24 protein-coding genes are annotated in these 23,531 nt (G+C 75.1%); 15 read left to right on the top strand and 9 right to left on the bottom strand.

Going from position 1 to position 23,531, the window contains the following annotated elements:
• Window positions 1-136: 136 nt before the first annotated feature.
• The 12 genes from ACI782_RS01850 (at window position 137) to ACI782_RS01795 (ending at window position 10,881) form a co-directional block, all read left to right on the top strand.
• Window positions 137-1,078 (top strand): flagellar motor switch protein FliM, encoded by a 942-nt coding sequence (locus ACI782_RS01850; protein WP_456905485.1) that lies wholly within the window; start codon window positions 137-139, stop codon window positions 1,076-1,078.
• Entirely contained in the window at window positions 1,075-1,809 is a 735-nt protein-coding gene (gene fliN / locus ACI782_RS01845; RefSeq protein ID WP_456905483.1) for a flagellar motor switch protein FliN, read from the top strand. The genes ACI782_RS01850 and fliN overlap by 4 nt, the downstream gene beginning before the upstream one ends.
• Before the next feature lie 82 nt (window positions 1,810-1,891).
• Window positions 1,892-2,275: a FliO/MopB family protein gene (locus tag ACI782_RS01840; protein WP_456906111.1), complete on the top strand. Its 384-nt coding sequence runs from the start codon at window positions 1,892-1,894 to the stop codon at window positions 2,273-2,275.
• Window positions 2,275-3,111 (top strand): flagellar type III secretion system pore protein FliP, encoded by an 837-nt coding sequence (gene fliP, locus ACI782_RS01835; protein WP_456905481.1) that lies wholly within the window; start codon window positions 2,275-2,277, stop codon window positions 3,109-3,111. The genes ACI782_RS01840 and fliP overlap by 1 nt, the downstream gene beginning before the upstream one ends.
• Window positions 3,112-3,214: 103 nt before the next feature.
• Window positions 3,215-3,490 (top strand): flagellar biosynthesis protein FliQ, encoded by a 276-nt coding sequence (fliQ, locus tag ACI782_RS01830; RefSeq protein WP_456905479.1) that lies wholly within the window; start codon window positions 3,215-3,217, stop codon window positions 3,488-3,490.
• A gap of 10 nt (window positions 3,491-3,500) precedes the next feature.
• Window positions 3,501-4,265, top strand: a complete 765-nt coding sequence (gene fliR, locus ACI782_RS01825; RefSeq protein ID WP_456905477.1) for a flagellar biosynthetic protein FliR — start codon at window positions 3,501-3,503, stop codon at window positions 4,263-4,265.
• Window positions 4,266-4,268: 3 nt separating this feature from the next.
• Window positions 4,269-5,414, top strand: coding sequence for an EscU/YscU/HrcU family type III secretion system export apparatus switch protein (locus tag ACI782_RS01820; protein WP_456905475.1), 1,146 nt, complete (start codon window positions 4,269-4,271; stop codon window positions 5,412-5,414).
• A 93-nt stretch (window positions 5,415-5,507) separates the two neighbouring features.
• Window positions 5,508-7,547, top strand: coding sequence for a flagellar biosynthesis protein FlhA (flhA, locus tag ACI782_RS01815; protein WP_456905473.1), 2,040 nt, complete (start codon window positions 5,508-5,510; stop codon window positions 7,545-7,547).
• On the top strand, window positions 7,528-9,708 hold the full coding sequence (locus ACI782_RS01810) for a hypothetical protein (RefSeq protein WP_456905471.1): 2,181 nt from the start codon (window positions 7,528-7,530) through the stop codon (window positions 9,706-9,708). The genes flhA and ACI782_RS01810 overlap by 20 nt, the downstream gene beginning before the upstream one ends.
• Window positions 9,705-9,935: a hypothetical protein gene (locus ACI782_RS01805; RefSeq protein WP_456905469.1), complete on the top strand. Its 231-nt coding sequence runs from the start codon at window positions 9,705-9,707 to the stop codon at window positions 9,933-9,935. Before ACI782_RS01810 ends, ACI782_RS01805 begins: the two co-directional genes overlap by 4 nt.
• Before the next feature lie 143 nt (window positions 9,936-10,078).
• Window positions 10,079-10,627 carry a hypothetical protein gene (locus ACI782_RS01800; protein ID WP_456905467.1) on the top strand — a complete coding sequence of 183 codons (549 nt, stop codon included), beginning with the start codon at window positions 10,079-10,081 and terminating at the stop codon, window positions 10,625-10,627.
• A 35-nt stretch (window positions 10,628-10,662) separates the two neighbouring features.
• Window positions 10,663-10,881, top strand: coding sequence for a hypothetical protein (locus ACI782_RS01795; protein WP_456905465.1), 219 nt, complete (start codon window positions 10,663-10,665; stop codon window positions 10,879-10,881).
• A 137-nt stretch (window positions 10,882-11,018) separates the two neighbouring features.
• On the opposite strand, the gene ACI782_RS01790 is transcribed toward ACI782_RS01795, so the two are convergent.
• The 4 genes from ACI782_RS01790 to ACI782_RS01775 all read right to left on the bottom strand — a co-directional run bounded on the left by ACI782_RS01790 (window position 11,019) and on the right by ACI782_RS01775 (window position 14,739).
• The gene (locus ACI782_RS01790; protein WP_456905463.1) at window positions 11,019-12,314 is read right to left on the bottom strand and encodes a PhoH family protein; all 1,296 of its coding nucleotides are present in this window, start codon (window positions 12,312-12,314) and stop codon (window positions 11,019-11,021) included.
• Window positions 12,315-12,546: 232 nt separating this feature from the next.
• Window positions 12,547-12,723 carry a hypothetical protein gene (locus ACI782_RS01785; RefSeq protein ID WP_456905461.1) on the bottom strand — a complete coding sequence of 59 codons (177 nt, stop codon included), beginning with the start codon at window positions 12,721-12,723 and terminating at the stop codon, window positions 12,547-12,549.
• A gap of 4 nt (window positions 12,724-12,727) precedes the next feature.
• The gene (locus ACI782_RS01780; protein WP_456905459.1) at window positions 12,728-13,945 is read right to left on the bottom strand and encodes a DUF885 domain-containing protein; all 1,218 of its coding nucleotides are present in this window, start codon (window positions 13,943-13,945) and stop codon (window positions 12,728-12,730) included.
• A gap of 14 nt (window positions 13,946-13,959) precedes the next feature.
• Entirely contained in the window at window positions 13,960-14,739 is a 780-nt protein-coding gene (locus tag ACI782_RS01775) for an isoprenyl transferase (RefSeq protein WP_456905457.1), read from the bottom strand.
• Window positions 14,740-14,873: 134 nt separating this feature from the next.
• Between ACI782_RS01775 and trhA the strand changes: the two genes are divergently transcribed.
• Window positions 14,874-15,689, top strand: a complete 816-nt coding sequence (gene trhA, locus ACI782_RS01770) for a PAQR family membrane homeostasis protein TrhA (RefSeq protein ID WP_456905455.1) — start codon at window positions 14,874-14,876, stop codon at window positions 15,687-15,689.
• Window positions 15,690-15,747: 58 nt separating this feature from the next.
• Here the strand turns inward: trhA and ACI782_RS01765 are convergent, their stop codons facing one another.
• From ACI782_RS01765 to ACI782_RS01750, 4 genes are all read right to left on the bottom strand, one after another.
• Window positions 15,748-16,992 carry a geranylgeranyl reductase family protein gene (locus tag ACI782_RS01765; RefSeq protein ID WP_456905453.1) on the bottom strand — a complete coding sequence of 415 codons (1,245 nt, stop codon included), beginning with the start codon at window positions 16,990-16,992 and terminating at the stop codon, window positions 15,748-15,750.
• Window positions 16,993-17,084: 92 nt separating this feature from the next.
• A complete protein-coding gene (locus ACI782_RS01760) occupies window positions 17,085-17,750 on the bottom strand; it encodes a maleylpyruvate isomerase N-terminal domain-containing protein (RefSeq protein ID WP_456905451.1) in 666 nt (221 codons plus the stop codon).
• 23 nt (window positions 17,751-17,773) lie between these two features.
• Window positions 17,774-18,397: a hypothetical protein gene (locus ACI782_RS01755; RefSeq protein WP_456905449.1), complete on the bottom strand. Its 624-nt coding sequence runs from the start codon at window positions 18,395-18,397 to the stop codon at window positions 17,774-17,776.
• Between the two features lie 57 nt (window positions 18,398-18,454).
• Entirely contained in the window at window positions 18,455-20,452 is a 1,998-nt protein-coding gene (locus ACI782_RS01750; protein WP_456905447.1) for a thioredoxin domain-containing protein, read from the bottom strand.
• Window positions 20,453-20,764: 312 nt separating this feature from the next.
• On the opposite strand from ACI782_RS01750, the gene ACI782_RS01745 reads away from it, so the two are divergent.
• Window positions 20,765-21,313 (top strand): hypothetical protein, encoded by a 549-nt coding sequence (locus ACI782_RS01745; protein WP_456905445.1) that lies wholly within the window; start codon window positions 20,765-20,767, stop codon window positions 21,311-21,313.
• Here the strand turns inward: ACI782_RS01745 and ACI782_RS01740 are convergent.
• Entirely contained in the window at window positions 21,244-21,984 is a 741-nt protein-coding gene (locus ACI782_RS01740) for a response regulator (RefSeq protein WP_456905443.1), read from the bottom strand. The two genes, ACI782_RS01745 and ACI782_RS01740, sit on opposite strands and share 70 nt — an antisense overlap.
• 71 nt (window positions 21,985-22,055) lie before the next feature.
• On the opposite strand from ACI782_RS01740, the gene ACI782_RS01735 reads away from it, so the two are divergent.
• Window positions 22,056-23,489, top strand: a complete 1,434-nt coding sequence (locus ACI782_RS01735) for an ATP-binding protein (protein ID WP_456905441.1) — start codon at window positions 22,056-22,058, stop codon at window positions 23,487-23,489.
• The last annotated feature ends 42 nt before the right edge of the window (window positions 23,490-23,531 follow it).

The following is a 23,531-nucleotide window of genomic DNA, read 5'->3' as shown; positions in this document are numbered from 1 at the left end:
GTCGCTCGCTGCGATGCTCCCTCGGCCGTCGTCGAGCGCACGCCCCAGTCGTCACAGCCGCCACACCCGTCCGCCCTGACCGGCAGCGCCTCGCGCGCCGGTCAGGGCGGACTCGTTCCCGGCCGATGAGGGGAGGGTGACCCGCCCCGAGAACGGACCCGCGCCCACCGGGCGCAGCCGGCGCGGCGAACCCCGCAGCTACGACTTCCGCCGGCCGACCAAGCTCTCCCGGGAGCACGTCCGCGTCCTGCAGATCGCCCAGGAGGCGTTCGCCCGCCAGGCGACGACCGTGCTCACCACCATGCTGCGCACGGGGGCGCGCATGGAGCTGCTGGGCATCGAGCAGCACTCGTACGACGACTACGTCGCGACGCTGCCCAACCCCCACTTCGTCGTGACGTTCACCCTCGAGCCGCTGGCCGGCAAGGGGCTGCTCGCGTACCCGCTCGAGACCGCGATGGCCAGCGTCGACCACATGCTCGGCGGTTCGGGATCGGCTGACCAGCCCGACCGGCCGATGACGCTGATGGAGACGACCATCACCAACCACCTGCTGAACCGGCTGCTGCAGGAGTTCACCGCCTCCTTCGCGCACATCGTCGAGCTGCAGCCAGAGCTCAGCGAGGTCGAGTACAACCCCCAGCTCGCGCAGGCCGCGGCCGGCTCGGACACCGTCATGGTGGCCACGTTCACGCTGGGCGTGGGCAGCCGGGCCGGCGAGGCCACGCTGGTGCTGCCCTTCTCCGGCTTCCACGCCGCGCTGGACAACGCGGCGTCCCCGCACCTGTCCGAGTCGGCGCAGGCCAAGCGCCGCCGCGCCTACGAGGCGCTGACCGAGCGGCTGACCATGGTGCCGGTCGAGGTCGGCGTCCGGTTCACCCCGCTCGAGGTCTCCTCCGAGGACCTGCTCTCCCTCGCCGTCGGTGACGTGCTGCTGCTGCGCCACCCGCAGGACGCGCCGCTCGAGGTCACGACCAACGACGTGACGTTCGCCTACGCGATCGCGAGCAACCACCGCCGCCGGCTCGCCGCCGCCATCGTCCCCACCCCGGCCACCACCCAGAAGGACACCGCATGACCGCCTCCGTGGAGCACGCCCAGGCCTCCGAGACCGTGATCGCCGTGGTGGTCTCCGCCGCGCGGGCCGCGGCCGCGCTGGTCCCGGCGACCGCCGAGCTGGTGCCGGGCACCCCGGTCAACGACCCCGACGCCGTCCTCCTCCCGGCGCAGGCCGCGACCGCGGTCATGGCCCGCCTGTCCGGCGAGGTCAGCGGGGACGTCGTCCTCGTCGTCTCGGCCGAGATCGTCGACGCCCTGGCCCACTCCCCCGTCGGTCCGATGGACGTCGCCACCGCGCTGCGCCCGGCCCTGGAGGCCGCCGCCGCGACCCTGGGCCGGGTGCGCGTGGACTCCGAGCGCGCCGAGGACCCCGACACCGCCCTGGACGGGCTGCGGGACAAGGGCATGTTCGTCGCCGTCCCGCTGCTGGCCGGGGGCGCCACCGTGGAGGCGACCCTCGCGCTGCAGGTGACCCTCCCCCAGCCGCGCACCCAGCGCGGCAGCCTCGACCTGCTGCGGCACGTGGCCATGGAGGTCACCGTCGAGATCGGCCGCACCCGCATGACCGTCGGCGAGCTGCTCTCGCTGAACCCCGGCGAGGTCATCGAGCTCGACCGCGCGGCCAGCGCCCCGGCCGACCTGCTGGTCAACGGCACGCTGATCGCCCGCGGTGAGGTCGTCGTCGTCGACGAGGACTTCGGCCTGCGGATCAGCGAGATCGTCTCCGACACCAGCGAGGTGACCCCGTGACGGAGCTTGCGAGGTCACGCAGAGACGGAGCACCTCTGGGCACGGGGTCGACGAGCACCAGCGAGGTGACCCCGTGACCTGGATGGTCATCCGGCTGCTCCTGTCGCTGGCCTTCGTCGGCGGGGTGCTGTGGTTCGCCGCCCGGCTGGCCAAGAAGCGCGGGCTGGGTCAGGGCAACGGCCTCATCGAGGTCGTCGCCCGCCAGCGCATGGGCCGCGCCAGCAGCGTCAGCGTGATCCGGATCGCCGACCGCGTGCTCGTCGTCGGCGCCACCGAGGAGCAGGTGACCCTGCTCGCCGAGGTCGACGGCGACCTCGTCGAGGAGACCCTGGCGGAGCGGCAGGCGGCCCAGGCCGAGCGGACGCCCGCGGCCGTCGGCTCCGGCGTGCTCGCCGGCTCGGTGTTCGACCGCAACGGCTGGGCGTCGTTCGTGCAGGGGCTGCGGGAGCGGACGGTCCGCCGCTGATGACCTCCGCCCCCGCCCCCACCCGGGGCGCCCCTTTCGCGCGCCGCGCGGGCCTGGTCCTGCTGCTGGTGGCGTTCCTCGGGGTCGTCCTCACGCTGCTGGCCGACCCCGCGTCGGCGGCGCCCACCGCGCCGACGCCACCGACCGACCCCACCGCACCCGTCGTACCCGCCGTCGACGGCGGCGTGGACATCTCCGTCGGCGGCGGCAGCCCGAGCAGCTCGGTGACGCTGATCCTCGCGATCACCGTGCTCTCGGTGGCTCCGGCGGTGCTGCTGCTGTGCACCTCGTTCACCAAGATCGTCGTGGTGCTGTCGCTGACCCGCAACGCGCTCGGCATGCAGTCCGCGCCACCGAACTCGGTCCTCACCGGCATCGCGCTGTTCCTGACCCTGTTCGTCATGGGCCCGGTCCTCGGCGACGTCAACGAGACCGCGGTGCAGCCCTACCTCGACGGGCAGATGACGGTCTCGCAGGCCTACGACGTCGGCGTCGTCCCGCTCAAGGAGTTCCTGCTCGACAACACCCGCCAGGACGAGCTCGAGCTCATGGTCGGCCTCTCCGGGGAGGAGGCGCCGGCCGACCGCGAGGCGGTCAGCATGACCACCCTGGTGCCGGCCTTCGTCCTCTCCGAGCTCAAGAGCGCCTTCATCATCGGGCTGGTCGTGTTCATCCCGTTCCTGGTGCTGGACATGCTGGTCAGCGCGGCGCTGATGGCGATGGGCATGATGATGGTGCCGCCGGCGATCGTGTCGCTCCCGTTCAAGCTGCTGCTCTTCGTGGTGGTCGACGGCTGGGCGCTGATCACGACGGCGCTCGTGGGGAGCTACGGATGAGCGGCACGAGCGCGACGCGCGGGCGAGCACCGCTACAGGCTGGGGGCACCTCCCGCTCGCGGGGGACCGCGACCGAGGAGCGGAACGAGCGCGGAGTCGAGTCGTGAGCGACGCCGACGTCACCGAGATCGCGATCCAGACGATGATGGTCGCCGCCAAGATCGCCGCCCCGGTCCTGCTGACCGCCCTGCTGGTCGGCTTCCTCATCTCGCTGTTCCAGGCGGCGACCCAGATCCAGGAACCGACCCTGTCCTTCGTGCCGAAGATGATCGCCGTCGCCATCGCCCTGCTGGTCACGGGCAACTGGGTGCTCTCCGAGCTGGTTAGCTTCACGCAGGGCCTGTTCGACACGCTGCCCCGGCTGCTCGACCGGACCTGAGGCGCACGCCATGGACCTCGAGGTCCCGGCGAGCACGCTGGCGGCGCTGCTGCTCGGCACCGCCCGGGCGACCGGCTTCGTCCTGCTGGCCCCGCCGTTCAACACGCGGAGCATCCCGGCCCCGGTGAAGGGCGCCCTCGCCCTCGCCCTGTCGGTCGCGCTGATGACCCGGATCTCCCCGGAGATGCCCGACCCGACCGCCGGCTTCCTCGTCGTCGGCGCGGTCACCGAGGTCGCCATCGGCGCCGCCCTCGGCTTCGTCGTCCAGGTGCTGTTCGCGGCCGTGCAGTACGCCGGCGACCTGATCGACCTCACCGGCGGGTTCTCGCTGCAGCCGGCCTACGACCCGCTGTCGATGGCGACCAGCTCGTCGGTCGGCCGGCTGCACTACATGCTGGCGACCACGCTGCTGTTCACCAGCGGCGGCCACCTGCTCATCGTGCGCGGCTTCGCGACGTCCTACGAGGGGCTGCCGGTCGGCGCCAGCGTGCCCACCGACCAGCTCGGGGACGTGCTGGTGACGGCGTTCTCGATGATGTTCCTGGCCGCGCTGCAGATCGCCGGGCCGATGGTGGCGGTGCTGCTGCTCGCCGACGTCGCCCTCGCCCTGCTGAGCCGGGCCGCGCCTCAACTGAACATCTTCGCGTTCGGCTTCCCGGTCAAGATCATGCTGACGCTCGCGCTGCTCGGCCTGACCTTCCCGCTGCTCCCGCCCGCCCTCGACGCGCTGCTCGACCAGGCCGCCCGGGCGATGGTCTCCCTGCGGAGCGGGTGACCGGTGGCCCAGGACGGTCCCGGTGGCGAGAAGACCGAGAAGCCGACTCCCAAGCGCCTGAAGGAGGCGCGCAAGGACGGGCAGATCCCGCGGACCCAGGAGCTGGGCACCTGGGCGGGTGCCGCGGTGGCCAGCGTGCTGCTGCCCGTGCTCGTGGGCGACGCCTTCGACGCGGTCGGCGCGCTGTTCGTGCGGGTGGGGTCGGTGGCCACCCACCCCGAGGCGGAGGCGGTGTCCGCGCTGCTCGGGCAGGCGCTGACCGCGTTCCTGACGACGCTGCTGCCGATGGCGCTCGCCCTCATGGTCGTCGGGGTCCTCACCAGCGCTGCCCAGGGCGGGGTCACGGTGTCGACGAAGGCGATGAAGCCGACGCTGAAGAAGCTCAACCCGTTCCCCGGCATCAAGCGGATGTTCGGCACCCACGGGTGGTGGGAGGCCGCCAAGGCGCTGATCAAGACCGCGGCGCTGGGCACCGTCGTCGTCGTCACCGGGGACGACGCCATGGACCTCGTGTCGTCGGCCGGGGCGCTGCCGCTGGCGTCGGTCGCAGCGACCTTCAGCGACTCCGCCGTCCTCATGTTCCGGGTCGTGGCGGTCACCGGCCTGGCGATCGCCGTCGCTGACTACGTCGTCGTCCGCCGGCAGATCATGAAGAAGCTCAAGATGAGCCGGTACGAGATCCAGCAGGAGCACAAGCAGTCCGAGGGCGACCCGCACGTGAGGGCCCAGCGCCGGTCGGCGCAGCTGGCCATGTCGCGGAACCGGATGATGAGCGAGGTCGCCACCGCCGACGTCCTGCTGGTCAACCCCACGCACGTGGCCGTCGCGCTCAAGTACGAGGCCGACCGCGGGGCCCCCCGGGTGGTCGCGAAGGGGGCCGACGAGCTCGCCGCCCGGCTGCGCGAGCGCGCCGAGGAGGCGCGGGTGCCGATGGTGCAGGACGTCCCGCTGGCGCGGGCGCTGCACGCCTCCTGCGAGCTCGGCCAGGAGGTCCCCGCCCAGCTGTTCACCGCGGTGGCGCGGGTGCTGGCCTTCGTCATGCAGCTGTCGGCCCGGGGCGTCCGGGGCGGGTTCCACCGGCCGGGGTTCGAGGCGCCCGACGTCGAGGGGCTGCCGAAGGCCGGCCGCCGCCGCGTTCCGCTCGGCTGACCCCGCGGCTCTGCGTGGGACCGCTGTGACGGGTGGGGCGGACGGCGCCGCCCGCGGTGCCCCACTTGAGCCGAACTGCCGATGAGTTGACTCGTGCAGAAGCTGACGAAGGCCGCCGTCCCGATCGGCGTGGTGGCCATCGTCCTCATGCTGGTCGTGCCGCTGCCCTCGGCGCTGCTCGACCTGCTGCTGGGATTCAACATCACCGCCGCGCTGCTGATCCTGCTGGTCTCCATGCAGATCAAGCGGCCGCTGGACTTCGCCGTCTTCCCGTCGCTGATCCTCATCGCGACGCTGTTCCGGCTGGCGCTCAACGTCTCGTCGACGCGCCTGGTCCTCACCGACGGCTACGCCGGCAAGGTCATCGAGGCGTTCGGGCACTTCGTCATCGGCGGCTCGCTGGTCGTCGGCCTGGTGATCTTCGTGATCCTGACGATCATCCAGTTCGTCGTCATCACCAACGGTGCCGGCCGGGTCGCCGAGGTCGGCGCCCGCTTCACCCTCGACGCGATGCCCGGCAAGCAGATGGCGATCGACGCCGACCTCAACGCCGGGCTGATCAACGAGGAGCAGGCGCGCAGGCGGCGTGCCGAGGTCACCTCCGAGGCCGACTTCTACGGCTCGATGGACGGTGCCTCGAAGTTCGTCAAGGGCGATGCCATCGCCGCGATCATCATCACGCTGATCAACCTCGTGGGCGGGTTCGCCATCGGCGTCATGCAGAACGGCATGGCCCCGGTGGACGCCGTCTCCACCTACTCGCTGCTGACCGTGGGCGACGGCCTGGTCTCGCAGATCCCGGCGCTGCTGCTGTCGACCGCGACCGGCATCATCGTCACCCGCTCGGCCTCCGACGGCGACATGGGCAGCGACCTGCTCGGCCAGCTGGGCCGGTTCAACCAGCCGGTCCGCATCGCCGGCGGCGCCGCGCTGGCGCTGTGCCTGATCCCCGGGCTGCCCAAGCTGCCGTTCCTCGTCATCGGTGGCCTGTTCCTGCTCATGGCCGCCCGGATGACCGAGACCCCGGTCGAGGACCCCTCCACCGCGCCGGCCGTGGCCGACGACGAGCCCAGGCCCGACTCCCCCGAGGCGATCGCCGAGAAGATGCGGGTCGACCCGCTTGAGCTCGAGGTGGCCTTCGACCTGGTCGACCTGGTCGACAGCGCCCGGGGCGGCGACCTGCTCGACCGCGTCAAGGCGCTGCGCCGGAAGGTCGCGATGGACACCGGCCTGGTCATCCCGCTGGTGCGCACCCGCGACAACCTGGACCTGCCGTCGTCGCAGTACGTCATCTGGCTCAACGGCGTCCCCGCGGCCAAGGGCATCTCCCCTGCCGGGACCGTGCTCGCCATCGGCGACGCGCTGGACGGGCTGCCCGGCAGGGCCACCCGCGAGCCGGTGTTCGGGCTGCCCGCGAAGTGGGTGCCCGCGGAGCTGCAGCGCCAGGCGGAGATGGCCGGCGCGACCGTCGTCGACCGCTCCTCGGTCATCACCACGCACCTGGCCGAGGTGGTCCGGCAGAACGCCGCCCAGCTGCTCGGCCGGGAGGACGTGCGGCTGCTGGTCGAGATGGTCCGCCGCACCCACCCGATCGTCGTCGAGGAGCTCACCCCCACGCTGCTCACGCTCGGCGAGATCCAGCGGGTGCTGCACGGGCTGCTCGAGGAGAACGTCTCCATCCGCGACCTGGTGCGCATCTTCGAGGCGCTCTCGCTGCGGGCGAAGGTCGCCACGGACGTCGACGGCCTGGTCGAGGCCGCCCGCTCGGCGCTCGGCTCGGCGATCAGCCAGCCCTACGTCACCGAGGACGAGCGGCTGCACGTGCTCACCCTCGACCCCGCCTTCGAGCAGCGGCTGCTGGAGGCGGTGCGGCACAGCGACGGCCACCAGGTGCTGGCGCTGGACGCCGGCACGGTCGACGCGCTGGTCAACGGCTGCACCGGTCTGCTCGGTGACGCCGAGCGGCTGGGGCTCTCGCCGGTGCTCGTGTGTTCCCCGCAGGTCCGGGCCGCCCTGTCCCGCCTGATGCGTCAGATCCTCCCCCGCCTGCCGGTGATCTCCTACACGGAGGTCTCCCGGACGGCCCAGATCGAGTCACTGGGAGTGGTGAACGGTGCCGTTGCCATCCGTTGAGGCCGCCACGCGCGAGGGCGCCATCGCCGCAGCGCGGGAGAAGTACGGCTCGTCGGCCCGGATCGTCGGGATCCGCCGCGTCCGCACCGGCGGCGTGATGGGCTTCTTCACCACCGAGCGCTTCGTCGCCGAGGTGGAGGAGGTCGCCGCGCCGTCCCCCGTCGAGCGCCGGCCGGCCTCGCGTGCGGAGTCCGCCGCCCGCATCGAGGCCGCGCTGCGCCGGTCCCCGGTGCTGCCCGACGCGGACGACGCCGTGGACGAACTCGCCGGGCTGCTCTCCGGCGACGACGCCCCGGGCGTGGACCTGTACTCCCGCAGCGCCGCGCGCCCGGCCCGCCCGGCCGCCGGTCGCACCCCGCGCACGGGCACGGGTGCCGGTCGGCCGGCCGCGGCTGCCGGGCGTCCGGCGACGACTGCCCCGGCCCGGGCCGCTCGCGCGGCGACTCCGGCACCCGCCCCTGCTGCGGCTCCGCCTCCGGTGGACGACGTCCCGCTCGGTCCCTCGCCGTTCACGGCCGCGCTGGCCGCGATGGTGGCCGGCGACGCCGAGGTGCGCGACGCGGTGGAGGAGGCGGTCGCCGCGGCGGCCGTCCCCGCCCCCCCGTTGATCCCCGCCGAGCCCGCGGCCCCCGTGGTCGCGGAGCCGGTGATCGCGGAGCGGGTGGCGGATGCCGCACCCGCCCGGGAGCCCGTGGTCGAGGCCGCGCCGGTCGCCGAGGCCTCCTCGGTGGCGGAGGTCACCCCGGTCCCGCCGCAGGCCGCGCCCGTGGTCCCTCCGCCGGTTCCCGCGTGGGAGCCGGTGGCCGCGGCGGCGCCGGTCGCCGACGGCGCACCCGTTGCCGAGCTCGAGCCGGCTCCGGTGCCCGCCTGGGCCAGCGAGCCGGACTTCTCCACCGGCCCGATCACCTCCCGCGAGGAGGCGATCGCGGAGGTGCTCCGGGCCGCGCTCGCGCACGACACCTCCGACGCCGCCCTGACCCAGCTGCTGCGCGGTGTGCTCGCCGGCTCCGCAGCCCAGGACGACCTGCACGTCGACGACCTCGCCGCCGCGGACGCGTTCGCCGAGGCGCACACGATCGAGATCCCGATGTGGGTCGAGGCCACGGCCGAGGCCGACGAGTGGGAGGTCGACGCCGAGGTGCTCGCCCCGACCGCGAGCGACCCCGCTCCCCTGCCGCTGCCGATGGACGCGACCACCGTCCTGCCGCCGCTGTCGCTGCTGCCCCCGCCCGCGCCCGGGACCGCCCTGGCCATCCCGCCGCTGCTGTCGCGGCCCCCGGTCCCGCCGGCGATCCGCCGTCCGGGCGCCCCGGGTCAGCAGGTGGCGCGGACCTCCGGGGCCCGCGGCGGCTCCGGGCTGGCCACCGTCACCCGCCTGCCGGTGGACAAGCGCGCCGCCGCCTGGCGCGGGAACCCGGTCGTCGTGACGTCGGTGCGCGAGCGGCCGGCTGCGACCCCGCCGGCCGGGCCGACCGTGGGCGCGGCGGAGGACGCCGTCGTCCGCCGGCTGCTCGACCTGGGCGTGCCGGAGCACCTGCTCGGGGACGACTTCGCCGTCGAGGTGGCGCGGCGCGGCACCTACGCCGCGCTGACCCGGGCCCTCGCGTCCGGTCTGCCGACGGCGCCCGCGCTGCCCAGCGGCCCCGGTGAGGTGCTGTTGATCGTGGGGCCGGGTGTGGAGACCCTCGCCGCGGCCCGCTCCCTGGCGGCCTCGCTGCGGCTGGACGCCGAGCGTCTGCAGTGGGCCTCCCGCGGGGACCTGGCCGCCCTGGCCCCGCGCGGCAACCGGATCAGCAGCATCGACGCTGCCCTCGAGCGCAAGCAGGAGGCCGACCGGTCGGGGACGCTCACCATCGTCGCCGTCGACGCTCCGCTGCGCGCCGGGAGCGCCACCTGGCTGGAGCAGATGATCGCGGTGTTCGCGCCCGCCGGGGTGTGGGCCGTGGTCGAGGCCACCCGCAAGCCCGAGGACCTCCTCCCCTGGCTGGACGGGCTCTCCCGCGTGGACGCGCTGGTGGTGCAGGACACCGACCTCACCGCCGACCCGGCCGCCGTGCTGGGGCGTACCCGCACGCCCGTGGCCCTCCTCGACGGCGCCCGCGCGAGCGCGCACCGCTGGGCCTCCCTGCTGTGCGAGCGGCTGGAGAGCTCCGGGGCATGAGCCCGCTGCGGTGGGACGTCCTCGCGGTGGGGTTCGTCCTCGCCGTGCCCGTCCTCGCCCTCGGTCTGCGCGGGGACCTCACGGTGGAAGAGGTCGCGGTCCGGCTGACGTGGTGCCTGGCCGCCGGCTGGGGTGCGGTGGCGCTGCTGCGCTGGGCGGGCACGCCCCGCCGTCCCGCGCGTCCGGAGCCCGTCGCGACCGAGCAGGAGCCCGACCCGACCCCCTGACCCGCTCACGCCTCGTCTTGCCTGGTCCGCCCCGCCTCACGCAGTGCCGGGGTTCCTCGCGCACAACGGATCCTGCAGGACCGGCAATGCGCGCGGAATCCCGGCACTGCGCGTTTCTCCACAGGCTGCACGGTCATCCACCGGTGGGTCTCCACGCCCGCTGGAACCGCGGCTGTCGGCCACCGTCCCTCGGGCCACGCTGGCCGGCCTCCGGCGTCCCGCCGTGGTCAGTCACCAGTCGGCTGCTGTGGCTGCACGGCCTGCCCCTGTGGGGAGTGGGCCTCGGCCGGGTCCACGTGACCCGCCGTCCGCCCGCCTCCAGCGAGGTCGGCCGCCTCCCGCGCAGCCACGTCGCCCGGCTGCGGGACGACGAGGTGGTGACCGTGGACGGCGTCGCGGTGACCTCACCGGTGCGCACGGCCCTGGACCTGGCGCGCACCCTGCCGCTCGAGCCGGCGGTAGTCGTCCTCGACGCGTTCCTGGCGGGCGTGGAGGCACGGCACGAGGAGCTCCGGACCGCCCTCGCCGACATGGCCGGGACGCGGGGGTCCCGGTCCGCGGCGCGTGCGGTCGACCTCGCCGACGGGCGCAGCGAGAGCGTCGGGGAGAGCCGCAGTCGCATCCTCCTGCACCGGCTCGGGTCGACCCCGTCCACGCTGCAGCGCCGATCCGCTCGGCCGATGGGGTGCTGATCGGCCGGGCAGACTTCGCCTGGGAGTCCGAACGCGTGCTCGGGGAGTTCGACGGGCGGGTCGAGTACGGCCGGGCCCTGAAGCCGGGGCAGGACCCGGGTGAGGCGGTCTTCGAGGAGAAGCGGCGGGAGGACGCCCTCCGCGACGAGGGCTGGGGCGTCGTCCGCTGGACCTGGGCCGACCTCACGCCGGGCGGCGTGGTCGCGCACCGGGTCGACCGGGCGCTGGCGCGCGGCCGGCGCCGCACGGGATGAGCGCCGTTGCGGGCGTTCCCCGCGCATCGCGGGCCCTGCAGGACCGGCAGTGCACGAGGAACGCCCGCAACGGGCCCGAGCGGCGACAGCGCCTGGCGCGGGCACCGCAAGAGCGGCGCGCGGGCGGGCGCCGCCCGTCAGAGGGGCAGGTCCTCCAGCATCTCGGTCACCAGCGCGGCGATCGGGGAGCGCTCCGACCGGGTCAGCGTCACGTGCGCGAACAGCGGGTGCCCCTTCAGTGCCTCGATCACCGCGGTGATGCCGTCGTGCCGACCGACCCGCAGGTTGTCCCGCTGGGCGACGTCGTGGGTGAGCACCACCCGCGAGCCCGAGCCCAGCCGCGACAGCACGGTGAGCAGCACCCCGCGCTCGAGCGACTGCGCCTCGTCGACGATCACGAAAGAGTCGTGCAGCGAGCGCCCGCGGATGTGGGTCAGCGGCAGCACCTCGATGAGGTCGCGGGAGGCGATCTCGTCGAGCACGTCCGTGGACACCAGCGCACCGAGGGTGTCGTAGACCGCCTGCGCCCAGGGCGACATCTTCTCGCCCTCGCTGCCGGGCAGGTAGCCGAGCTCCTGGCCGCCGACGGCGTACAGCGGGCGGAAGATCACTACCTTCTTGTGCGCCCGCCGCTCCATCACCGACTCCAGGCCCGCGCACAACGCCAGCGCCGACTTGCCGGTGCCGGCCCGGCCGCCCAGCGAGACGATCCCGATCTGCGGGTCCAGCAGCAGGTCCAGCGCCACCCGCTGCTCGGCTGACCGGCCGTGCAGGCCGAACGCCTCCCGGTCCCCGCGGACCAGCCGCACGTGCTTGTCGGGGGTGACCCGCCCGAGCGCCGACCCGCGGGAGGAGAGCAGCACCAGCCCGGTGTGCGGGGGCAGCTCGGCCGCGGCGGGCACGAAGACCTCGCCGTCGTCGTAGAGCGCCGAGAGCTGGGTGTCGTCCAGCGACAGCTCGGCCATCCCGGTCCAGCCCGCGTCGACCGCGTCCAGGGCCCGGTACTCGTCGGTCTCCAGGCCCACCGCCGCGGCCTTGACCCGCAGCGGCACGTCCTTGGTGACCAGGCAGACGTCGCGGCCCTCGGCGCGCAGGTTGAGCGCCACCACCATGATCCGGCTGTCGTTGCTGTCGTTGCGGAAGCCCGCCGGCAGCACCGAGGGGTCGCTGTGGTTGAGCTCGACGTGGAGGGTGCCGCCGTCCTCGCCCACGGGCACCGGGGCGTCGAGCCGGCCGTGCTGCACCCGCAGGTCGTCGAGCAGCCGCAGCGCCTGGCGGGCGAACCAGCCCAGCTCGGGGTGGTTGCGCTTGTCCTCGAGCTCTCCGATGACGACGAGCGGGAGCACCACGTCGTGGTCGCCCAGGCGCATGAGGGCGCCCGGGTCGGAGAGCAGGACGGAGGTGTCGAGGACGAACGTGCGGCGAGTTGTCACGGGTCGACTCCCCTGGGGCGCTGCTCGCGCCCCGGCTCGAAGGTGGCCGGGCCCCGGCGCAGGGGCCGGGTGCCGGCCCCCCTGGTCGACGAGTTCGTCAGCACCAACCGGGCCTCCCGTGGAGGGCGAGGTGAGCTCGTCCTCCACTGCGGACGGTAGGCCGGGGAGGTGACAGGAACATGTCCGAGAGGCGGCGTGTCACCCGCTCGGGGCACCACGCGTCCCAGTCGTCTCAGCGACCCCCGCGCGGCCGGGCGGCGACCAGGGCCCAGGTCAGCGGCACGAGCAGCACCGGCCACTGCAGCCGCAGGTCGCCGATCCACCAGATGCCGCCGACCAGCAGCACGGCCAGCCAGCCCGCCGTCCACAGGCCCAGGTCGCGGGCCTCCTCGGGGTCGCGCGTCGCCATCAGGTCAGGCGGCCCGCAGCTCGCCCGCGACGGCGCCCGGCGTCAACGGCTCGTCGAGCAGCCGCACGAACCGGTCGGCCACGCGCTGACCGTCCGGACGGGCGTCCAGCCAGGCCGACAGCAGGTCGAAGCCCTCCACGTAGGTGGTGATGTAGGCCCGCCACAGCGGATGGGTGAGGAAGCGCAGCTGCTGGCGCGCCCGGTCGGCGCTGACCATCGACCACCGCTGGATGTAGGCCGCCACCTCGTCGGCGTCCGCACCCCGGTCGTGCAGGAGGACGGCGGCGTCCTGGCGCACCCGGTTGAGCGGCGCGGACGCGGCCGCGACCCGCTCGGCGAGGTGTCCGTCGAAGTGCAGCCCCAGGTCGCCGAGCACCTCGGCCGCCCACGGGCCCCACCCGGGCCCGATCGCCGCCTGGACGCCGAGATCGGCCAGCCCCTCGGCCATCAGGCACTCCGGGGTGTTGACCAGGAAGACGGTGTGCTCCAGCCGGGAGGCCCGCTCGACCAGGCCCAGCTCCTTGCGGCAGTGCTCGGTGTGGTGCCCGGGGTAGGCCTCGTGCGCGACCAGGTGCGGCAGCTGGCCGAGCCGGTGCGGCAGGTCGGCGTTGATCGCGACCCGCGAGTGGTAGTCGCCCTCGTAGTAGTTGAAGCCCGACCACGGCTGGTCGGTGACCACCTCGTAGTGCACCGTCTCGACCTCGGGCAGCCCGTACTCACCGCGCACGCGGTCCCGCAGCGCGCTGGAGAGCGCCTGCACCGCCTCCGCGAGCCGCCCGGGTGGGCACTCCTCCCGGCGCCGGTGGGCGGCGTACCGCTGGGCCAGCGGGCCGCTCCCGGGCAGCAGCGCGTCCAGCTCGGCGTGGGCCGCGGCGTACCCGGCGGGGTCGCCGAGGGTGACGTCGACCTGGAAGTAGCTGGACACCTCGTCGAGGAAGGCCACCGGCTCGCCGCTCATCTTGCGGGCGCTGCACTCCAGCCCGGTGAGCTGGCCGCGGAGGAACTCGGTGCGGTCGGCCGGCAGGTCCGCGACGTCCAGCTCGCGCAGCAGCGCCCGGGCCTGGTCGCGCAGCTGCCTCGGCGTCGGCGCCGGCTCGGCCTCCACCTCGGCGCGGATCCGCTTGTCGCCGGTGTAGGCGTCGACGAAGCCGGACTCCAGCCGGTCGAACCGCAGCCCCAGCCGCACGTACTCCAGGGGGACGTCGAGGGGAGAGGCCGCCATGACCGCTGAGTTTCTCAGCCGCCGAAGCGACGGTGCCGGGCGGCGTAGGCCCGCAGCGCCCGGAGGAAGTCCACGCGGCGGAAGTCGGGCCAGTACACGTCGGTGAAGTGGAACTCCGAGTGCGCGGTCTGCCAGAGCAGGAACCCCGACAGCCGCTGCTCCCCGCTGGTGCGGATCACCAGGTCGGGGTCGGGCTGGCCGCGGGTGTACAGGTGTTCGGCGATGTGCTCGACGTCCAGCTGGCCGATCAGCTCGTCCAGCGAGGTCCCGAGCTCGGCGTGCTCGGTCAGCAGCGACCGGACGGCGTCGGCGATCTCCCGCCGTCCGCCGTAGCCGACGGCCAGGTTCACCGTCGCCCCCGGCCGGTCGCGGGTGGTCTCCTCCGCCTGCTTGAGGACGGCGACGGTCTCGGCCGGCAGCAGCTCCAGCGCGCCGACCGGACGCAGCTGCCAGCGGCGGTCGGGCGCGGCCAGGTCCTCGGCGACGCCCTCGATGATCCGCAGCAGCGGGACCAGCTCGGGCTCGGGCCGCGAGAGGTTGTCGGTCGAGAGCAGGAAGAGCGTGACCACCTCGACGCCGGCCTCGTCGCACCACCCCAGGAAGGCGGCGATCTTGTCCGCGCCACGGCGGTGGCCGGCGTTGGGGTCCTCGAGCCCGATCGCGCGGGCCCAGCGCCGGTTGCCGTCGACGATCACCCCCACGTGGCGGGGGGTGTCGGCGCCCACCAGGGCCCGCGCGAGCCGGCGCTCGTAGACCTCGGTGAGGACGTCACGGACCCACTGCCGAACCCCCACGGGGGGTCACCCTAGGCCCCCGGCCGCGCGACCCCGCGCACCGTTCCCGACCTGCGCGGAGGCGTCGCGGACGGACGGCGGACGCACAGCCGGGTGCCACTGCGGTCCCGTCCGCGGGCTCGTAACCTCGGCGCATGGACCCTCTTCCCGGTGACCGTGAACCCGTGCGGGTCGAGGCGGACAGCGCCGAGTTCGAGGCCCCTCGCGGAGAAGCGGTCACCGCGGTCCTCGAGGAGGGTGAGCGGGTCGAGCGGACGTGGACGGCCGCGGACTTCGCCGACGCCGACTGGGAGCACCCCGACACCCGGCCGCGGCTGCGCGGCTGGCTGCACCTGTTCGCGTTCTTCGGCGCGATCGTGGCCGGAGCCGTGCTGGTCCCGCTCGGCTCGGTGCTCGGCGCCCGGGCGGGCTTCTCCGTCGCCGTCTACTGCGTGACGATCTGCGGCCTGTTCGGCATCAGCGCGCTCTACCACCGCCGCCGGTGGTCACCACGCGGCTGGAAGGTCATGAAGCGGCTCGACCACTCGATGATCTTCCTGTTCATCGCCGGCACCTACACGCCGTTCTCGCTGCTGGCCGTCGACCAGCCGACCGGCTACTGGGTCCTCGGCGGGGTCTGGGCCGGCGCGTTGGCCGGCGTGTTCCTCAAGCTCACCTGGCCGACGGCGCCGCGGTGGGTGGGCGTGCCGCTCTACATCGGCCTGGGCTGGGTCGCCGTCTTCATCCTCACCGACATCCTGCACATCGCCGGGGTGGCCTCGCTGGTGCTGCTCGCGGTCGGCGGTGTGCTGTACACGCTCGGCGGCGTCGCCTACGCGGTGAAGAAGCCCAACCCGGTGCCCGGCGTCTTCGGCTACCACGAGGTCTTCCATGCGCTGACCGTCGTGGCGGCGATCTGCCACTACATCGCCGTCTACTTCGCGATGTACAACTCACCCTTCGTCGGCTGAGCGCCGGTGTCGGGACCGCTGCCAGCCCGTCCCTGGGGCGCAGCCTGCTGGAGGTCGGTCAGCTGAAGGGCGGGCGGTCGTCGAAGCGGGTCGACACGCGGCCGGCGGCGCGCCAGGCTCGGCCGACGACGTCGCGGTCCTCCTCGGTGACCAGGTTGCCCATCACCCGCAGCGCCACGGTCATCAGCGCCCGCGAGCGCATGCCGACCGGCCCGGCGGCGGGCAGGAACCGCGGCAGCGTGAGCAGCCCGGCCAGCCGGCGGGCGATGGAGAACGCCTCGCCGTAGTGCCGCCGCAGGCCGGCCGGCCAGGCGCGCGACAGGTCCTCATCCAGCAGGTCGACGACGCTGCGGCCGGTCTCCAACCCGTAGTCGATGCCCTCGCCGTTGAGCGGGTTGACGCAGCCCGCGGCGTCGCCGACCAGCGCCCAGTTCCGCCCCGCCACCCCGGACACCGCCCCGCCCATGGGCAGCAGCGCCGAGGACGGCGCCTCCACCGGCCCGTCGAGCTGCCAGTCCTCCCGGCGCGCGTCGGCGTAGGTCTCCAGCAGCGCCTTGAGCGCCACCCCGGCCGGACGGCGGGCCGTGGCCAGCGTCCCGACACCGATGTTGACCTGCCCCGACCCCGCACCGAGCGGGAACACCCAGCCGTAGCCGGAGAGCAGCTCACCCTCCCCGCCGCGCAGCTCCAGGTGCGAGGAGATCCACTCGTCGTCCGCCCGGCCGGAGCGCACGTACCCGCGGGCGGCGACCCCGTAGGCGGTGTCGCGGTGCCACTCGCGGCCGAGCACCCGCCCGAGCGGTGAGCGGGCGCCGTCGGCGACGACCAGCCGCCGGCAGCCGACGGTCACCGTCTCGTCGCCGACCTCGAACACCACCGCGGTCACCCGGTCGCCGTCCCGCTCGACGTCGACCGCGCGGGCGCCCTGCAGCGGCGTGGCGCCGTCGGTGAGGGCCACCTCGCGGATGCGCGCGTCGAGCTGGGTGCGCGGCACGGCGCTGCCGTGGTCGGGGAACTCCCCGCCGGGCCAGGGCAGCTGCCACTCCCGGCCGAACCCGGCGGCGCGCAGGCCCCGGTTGCGGGCCCGCGCCCGCACCCAGTCGCCCAGGCCCAGGCGGTCCAGCTCGGCGATCGCCCGCGGGGTGAGACCGTCCCCGCAGGCCTTGTCCCGGGGGAAGACCGCCGCGTCGGCGAGGACGACGTCCCGCCCGGCCCGCGCCGCCCAGGCGGCGGCCGCCGCACCGGCAGGGCCGGCCCCCACGACCAGGACGTCGGTGGCGGCGGGCGCGGCGTCGGTCGGCACGACGTCGAGTGTCCCCGACGGGTCCAGTGCGCCCCCGCTGCAGGGCCCCGCCGCGAGCCTGCGAGGGGCGGGGCCCTGCAGCGGGGTCTTCCTCAGCCGAACAAGGGGAAGCGCTCCGCTGCCGCGCCCAGCAGCGCCCGGTCGGCGTCGTCCAGCGGCTCGCGGCCGGTGCCGCGCCGGGCCGCGGTGACGTCGTCCCACTGCACGGGCAGCCGCGCGCCGAGCAGGCCCTGGAGCACGCGGCGGACCTCGACCAGCGGACCGGCGGCCGGTCCCGGCCGGCCCAGGTGGCGGACCAGGTCGAGGTGGTGGACGGCGGCCTCGACCACCAGCGTCGAGAGCAGGTCGGCCACGGTGAGCGCCCGGCCCTGGGTGCGGACGAGGTCCTCCGGCGCGACGCGCCCGGCCGCCACCACGACCGCGGCCGACGACTCGGCGTACCACTCGGCCAGGACGGCGGGCTCGGCCGCGACGCTGGCCACCGCGCGCGTGCGCCGCAGCGCCTCCTCGTCGCCGGGCTCGGGTGGCCGCCAGGCCCGCCAGTAGTCGACCGCGTCGGTGTCAGCCGGCCCGCCGGCGGGGGTGTTGAGCGCCACGAGCGCGCGACGGGTGTCGCTGAGCAGGTGGAAGCCCAGGTCCACGACCGCCCAGCCGGCGCAGCCCGTCGGGGCCCAGGAGCGGCCGGCCGCGGTGAGCCGGTACAGCTCGTCGGCGAGGTCGGCGTAGGCGGTGTCCAGGAGGTCCAGCGGCCGCGACACGTCCGGCAGCGTGCCACGCCCGGTCAGCTGACGGTCGGCCCCCGGCCGCGGACCTCCTCCACCGCCGCCATCGCCTCGCGCAGCTCGGTCAGCCAGGCGTCGGCGTGCTGCCCGACCAGGCGGACGGCCCAGACCAGCGCCTCGGACCGGGAGCGGGCGACGCCGGCGTCGACGAGGGTGTCGAGCACCAGCCGCTCGGGCTGCCGGAGCCGGGTCATCACCGGCACCGAGAGGTTGGTGAACAGCTCCCGCTCGTCCCCGCAGGCCGCGCCCCACGCCACCGACCGGCCGTAGCGCTCCTGGGCGGCGTCGGCGATCGCCATCCGCTGTTCGCGGGTCTCCTCCCGGAACCGGGCGATCCGCCCGGCCCGCGCGGCCGCCGGGTCGCCCTCGCCGGCCGAGGGCTCGGGCAGCGTGCCGACGACGGTGATCTCGTCACGGTCGATCGCCAGCTCCACCGGCGCGGTGAACCAGCCGTCGGGCAGCCGCCCGGCGAACCAGCCGGCGACCTCGGCGCGCTCCACGGGCGGCGGCGCCTCGCTGCCGCGGCCGCGGCCACCGGGTCCACGGCCGCGGAAGGGACCGCGGAACCCGCCGCGCATGCCGGCGAACGGGGAATCGGAGAAGCGGTGGTGGTGTCCGTGCACGACGGCCTCCTCAGCGTTGCTGATTACACGCTTACACGGTAAGCCGTCGTGCGCCGCTCAGGAAGGGCTCATCGCTGCGCTCAGAGCGGACACGTCGGTGACCGGGGCCGAGCAGACGAACCCGCGGCAGACGTAGGCCGCCGGCCGCCCCCCGACCAGCGGCCGCCCGGCCAGGAGCGGCACCCCGGGGGCGTCCGGCTCCCCGGTCACCACCACGGCGCCCGGACTGGTCGAGGCGCGGGCCGCGGCGTCGAGGGCGTCGCGCTCCGGGCCCGCCGGGCCGCTCACCGCGACCTCCAGCGGTCCGGCCAGCAGCGCCTCACCCACGGCCGCGGCCCAGCCGGCCGCCCGCGGCGCCCGGGTGACCAGCGGGGCGAGCGAGCCGACCGCCGCCTCCCCCAGCTCCCGGTGCCGCGGCGACCCCGCCAGCGCCGCGTAGGTGACCGCGGCCCCGGCGGCCGCGGCGATCCCGGCGGGAGTCGGGCCGTCGGCGGGGTCGAACGGCCGGTGCACCAGCGCCTCGGCGTCGGCCGCGGTGTCGTGCCAGCCGTCCTCGTCGATGAACTGGTCGGCGACGACGTCGAGCAGGTCCCCGGCCAGCTCCAGCCACCGCCCCTCCGCGGTGGCCTGGTGCAGGGCGAGCAGGGCCTCGGCGAGGTCGCCGTAGTCCTCGAGCACCCCGGCCGGGCTCCCGGCGACGCCGTTCCGCGAGGCACGGCGCAGCCGGCCGTCCACCCAGTGGACGTCGGCCAGCAACTCGGCGGCGCGGCGGGCCGCGGCCAGGGAGTCCCCGTCCCCGGTGAGGACGCCGTGCTCGGCGAGCGCCGCGATCGCCAGCCCGTTCCACGCGGTCACCACCTTGTCGTCCCGGGCCGGCTGCGGACGGCGGGCGCGGGCCGCGGCGAGCCGCTCCCGCACCGCGGCGAAGCGCGCCCGGTCGGAGGGGACCCGCCGCAGCTGCAGCGTCGACGTCCCGTGCTCGAACGTGCCGCGCTCGGTCACCCCGAAGAGCTCGGCGGCCCAGCGGCCGTCGTCCTCCCCGAGCACGTCGGCCAACTGGGCCGGAGTCCACACGTAGGTGAGCCCCTCGACCCCCTCGGTGTCGGCGTCGAGCGCGGAGGCGAAACCGCCCTCGGGCGTGCCGAGGTCCCGGAGGAGGAAGGCGGCGGTCTCGTCGGCGGTCCGCCGGGCCCACCCCTCCCCCGTCGCCCGCCACAGGTGCACGTACACGCGCAGGAGCAGGGCGTTGTCGTAGAGCATCTTCTCGAAGTGGGGCACGACCCACGCCGCGTCGACGGAGTAGCGGGCGAACCCGCCGGCGAGCTGGTCGTTGATGCCGCCGCGGGCCATCGCCTCCAGCGTCCCGCGGACCATCCGCAGCGCCTCGGCGTCCCCGGTGCGGGCGTGCGCCCGGAGCAGGAACTCCAGCAGCATCGACGGCGGGAACTTCGGCGCCCCGCCGAAGCCCCCGGCCCGCTCGTCGTAGCCGCCGGCCACGGCGGCGACCGCGGCGTCGAGGTCCGCGGCCGACAGCGGGGTGGGGGCGCCGAGCTCCAGCCGGGCGGAGATGCCGCGCACGATCCGCGTGCTCGCCGACTCCAGCTCCTCGCGGCGGGTCCGCCAGGCGTCGGTGACCGCGGCGAGCACCTGGCGGAACGCGGGGACGCCGTGCGCCGGGCGCGGCGGGTAGTAGGTGCCGCAGTAGAAGGGTCTCCCGTCCGGGGTGGTGAACACCGTCATCGGCCAGCCCCCGGAACCGGTAAGCGCCTGGGTGGCGGTCATGTAGACGCTGTCGACGTCCGGCCGCTCCTCGCGGTCGACCTTCACGCAGACGAAGTCGGCGTTCATCTGCGCCGCGGTCGCCTCATCCTCGAAGGACTCGTGCGCCATGACGTGGCACCAGTGGCACGCGGCGTAGCCGACCGAGACCAGCACCGGGACGTCGCGCTCGCGGGCCTCGGCGAAGGCCTCCTCGCCCCACTCCCGCCAGTCGACGGGGTTGTCCGCGTGCTGCAGGAGGTAGGGGCTGGTCGCCCGCTCGAGCCGGTTGGGCACCGCGTCCTCCTCGGGAGTCCGGACGAGTCCGGGGAGGCCGGACCGCGGCCGGTCCCCGCCACTCGGCGACGCCCCGACTCCTACCCCACCGGCTCCGCTCCCACCATCGTGTCGGGTGGCCTCGCGGCCCCGGGTGGCGCCCGGCCCGGCGGGCTGCGACGGGCGCGGCGTTAACGCACTTCTTGCCTTCCTCTGGTCTGCCGCTGGGCGCTCGGGGCATAACGTCGTCAGCGCACCGGCCGACCACCGGACGGGGGCACGGGCGGCCGCGCCGACGCTGCCGGTCCTGCGACGAGGGACGGGAGGGCGACGATGGACCTTCGCCGCGTGGTCGGTGGCCTGCTCACCCGGGACGCCGTGTTGAGCGCCCTGCTGCTCAACTACGCCGACCGCCTCGAGCGGGGCCCGTCCGCGGCCACCGACCCCTGCTTCATCGTCCCGAGCTGGGACGACGGGGTGCCGGGATCGCCGCACGAGACCCGCGTGCTGACCGTCACGGCGCACACCTGCCGGGACGACCCGCGTCCCCATGACCACCTCGACGCCGTCCTCGGGCTGCTCGACCGGGTCCTCACCGGCGAGGAGGCCCGCCGGTCGATCACGACCCGCTCCGCCGGGACGTCCGCGGACCTGCACGTCGGGGTCGACACCGTCGCCAAGGTCGCCACCTGGGAGATCACCCTCACGCCGTCGCCGCAGGTCCCGGTCCGGCCGGAGTCGCGGCTGGTGGCCGTGGCCGACCTGCGACCCGGGCAGCGCTCCTCGCTGTCCCGCGGCGGGACGGGCCGCCGTCAGCCGATCGGCGCCCCGGGCGCCGAGGAGCTGCCGCCCCCGTCGAGGGCCGGCAGCTCGAGCCGGTAGCCGTGCCCGCGCACCGTGACGATCCGCGGGACACGGTCCCCGGACGCGGCGCCCTCCTGGATCTTGCGGCGCAGCGCGGCGACGTGGACGTCGAGGGTCTTGGTGGAGCCGAACCAGTTCTCGTCCCACACGTCGCTCATCAGCTGCTCCCGGCTGTGCGCGACCTCGGGCTGGGCGGCCAGCCGCGCCAGCAGGTCGAACTCCTTGGGGCGCAGCCGCAGCTCCCGCCCGCCGAGCGTGACCCGGTGGCGCGGCACGTCGACGACCAGGTCCCCCAGGGTGCGGACCGTCGGCTCGGCCGCGCTCCCGCCGCGCCGCAGGTGCGCACGGATCCGCGCCTGCAGCTCGGCCAGGCGGACCGGCTTGACCAGGTAGTCGTCGGCGCCCGCCTCCAGCCCCACGACGACGTCCATCTCCGCCGCCCGGGCGGTCAGCATGACCAGCACGGACCCCGGCTGGAGGCGGCGGATCTGGCGGCACACCTCCACGCCGTCGAGGTCGGGCAGCCCCAGGTCGAGCAGGACGAGGTCGACCGGGCCGGCGGCGGCACGGTCGAGGGCGTCGGCGCCGGTCTGGGCCCAGTCGACGTCGTAGGCGTGGCTGTGCAGGCTCGCCGCCAGCACCTCACCGATCGTCGGGTCGTCCTCGACCAGCAGGATCCGGCCCGCCATGGGGACATCGTGGCAGCCGCGGCGTCGTCCCGGGGGCATCCGCTCGATCGCCTCGGTGGCACGCAGGTCCGATGACAGCACCGAGCCGGCGCGGCATCCTGGCGTCGACCGAGCGTGGTGCCGACGGCGACGGCGGAACGGAGACGACGCCCGTGCGCACTCGGATCATCGGCGTGGCCCTGCTGGCCTCCGTCCTCGCCATCTGCCTGTTCGGCGTGCCCCTGGGCGCCGGCGTGCTCAAGTACGCCCTCCAGCACGAGCGCGGCCACCTCGTGGCGATCGCCAGCGACGTGGCGATCGAGGTGTCCGAGGACGTGGACGACGGCGACCCCGTCGAGCGCGAGGACTACACCGACCTCGGGGACGACGACCGGGTGCGGAGCGCCGCCGTGTACGGCAGGGACGGCGACCTGCTGGCCGGGTCCGCGCCCCCCGTGGACCCCCACGTCCTGGCGGACGCGCTCGACGGCGACGTGACCACCGCCAGCGACGACGGCGTCCTCGTGGCCGCCGTCCCCGTGACGCACTCCGAGGACGTGATCGGCGCGGTGCTGGTCACCTCCTCGCGCGGCGCCGTGGTGGGGGACGTCGTCCTGGTGTGGGCCGGGATGGCCGGGCTCGCGCTGAGCGCGGTGGGGATCGCCTGGCTGGTCGGGCGCCGCCAGGCCCGCCGGCTGGCCGGCCCGCTGGAGGACCTCGAGGACCGCGCCCGCCGGCTCGGCAACGGCGACTTCAGCGTGCGCAGCCGCCGCGGTGGCATCCAGGAGATCGACTCGGTCGGGGCGGCGCTCGACGCCACCGCCGCCCGCCTCGACGACATGCTCGCCCGCGAGCGCGCGTTCTCCGCCGACGCCTCCCACCAGCTGCGGACGCCGCTGGCGGGACTGCGGTTGCGGCTGGAGGCGGCCCTGGACCAGTCCGACGCCGACCCGCGGCCGGCGATCGTCGCCAGCCTGGCCGACGCCGACCGCCTGGAGGCGACCATCGAGGAGCTGCTCACCCTCGCGCACGCCGACCAGGGCGGGCAGGCCGGACCGGTCGACCTGCGCGCCCTCGCCGGCGAGCTCGCGCCGGAGTGGGGGGCGCGCCTGGCCCTGCACGGCCGCGACCTCGAGGTGCAGGTCGAGCCGGGCACCCCGCAGGCCTGGGCGTCGACCGCGGCGGTCCGGCAGGTGCTGGCCGTGCTGCTCGACAACGCCACCACGCACGGCCGCGGCACGGTCACCGTCGCCGTCCGCGAGGCCGCCGGCGCCGTGGCGATCGACGTCCGCGACGAGGGCCCGGGGGTGCCACCCGACGACGGGCGCCTGTTCGCGCGGCGGGCCGACCGGCACGACGGGCACGGCATCGGACTGGCGCTGGCCCGCCGGCTCGCCGAGTCCGCGCAGGGACGGCTGGAACTGCAGCGACCGTCCCCACCGGTCTTCACCCTCCTCCTGCCCCCGGCGAGAGGGACCGAGGCCGACGAGCAGGTGGACGCCGCCGCCCGGCCCTCCGCCGGGTGAGCCGACTTGCCCGCGGGCGGCGGGTGCTGGACAGTCCTGGCC

It is taken from the genome of Geodermatophilus sp. SYSU D00703, assembly GCF_054050155.1.
This window is presented reverse-complemented; position numbering and strand designations above follow the sequence as displayed.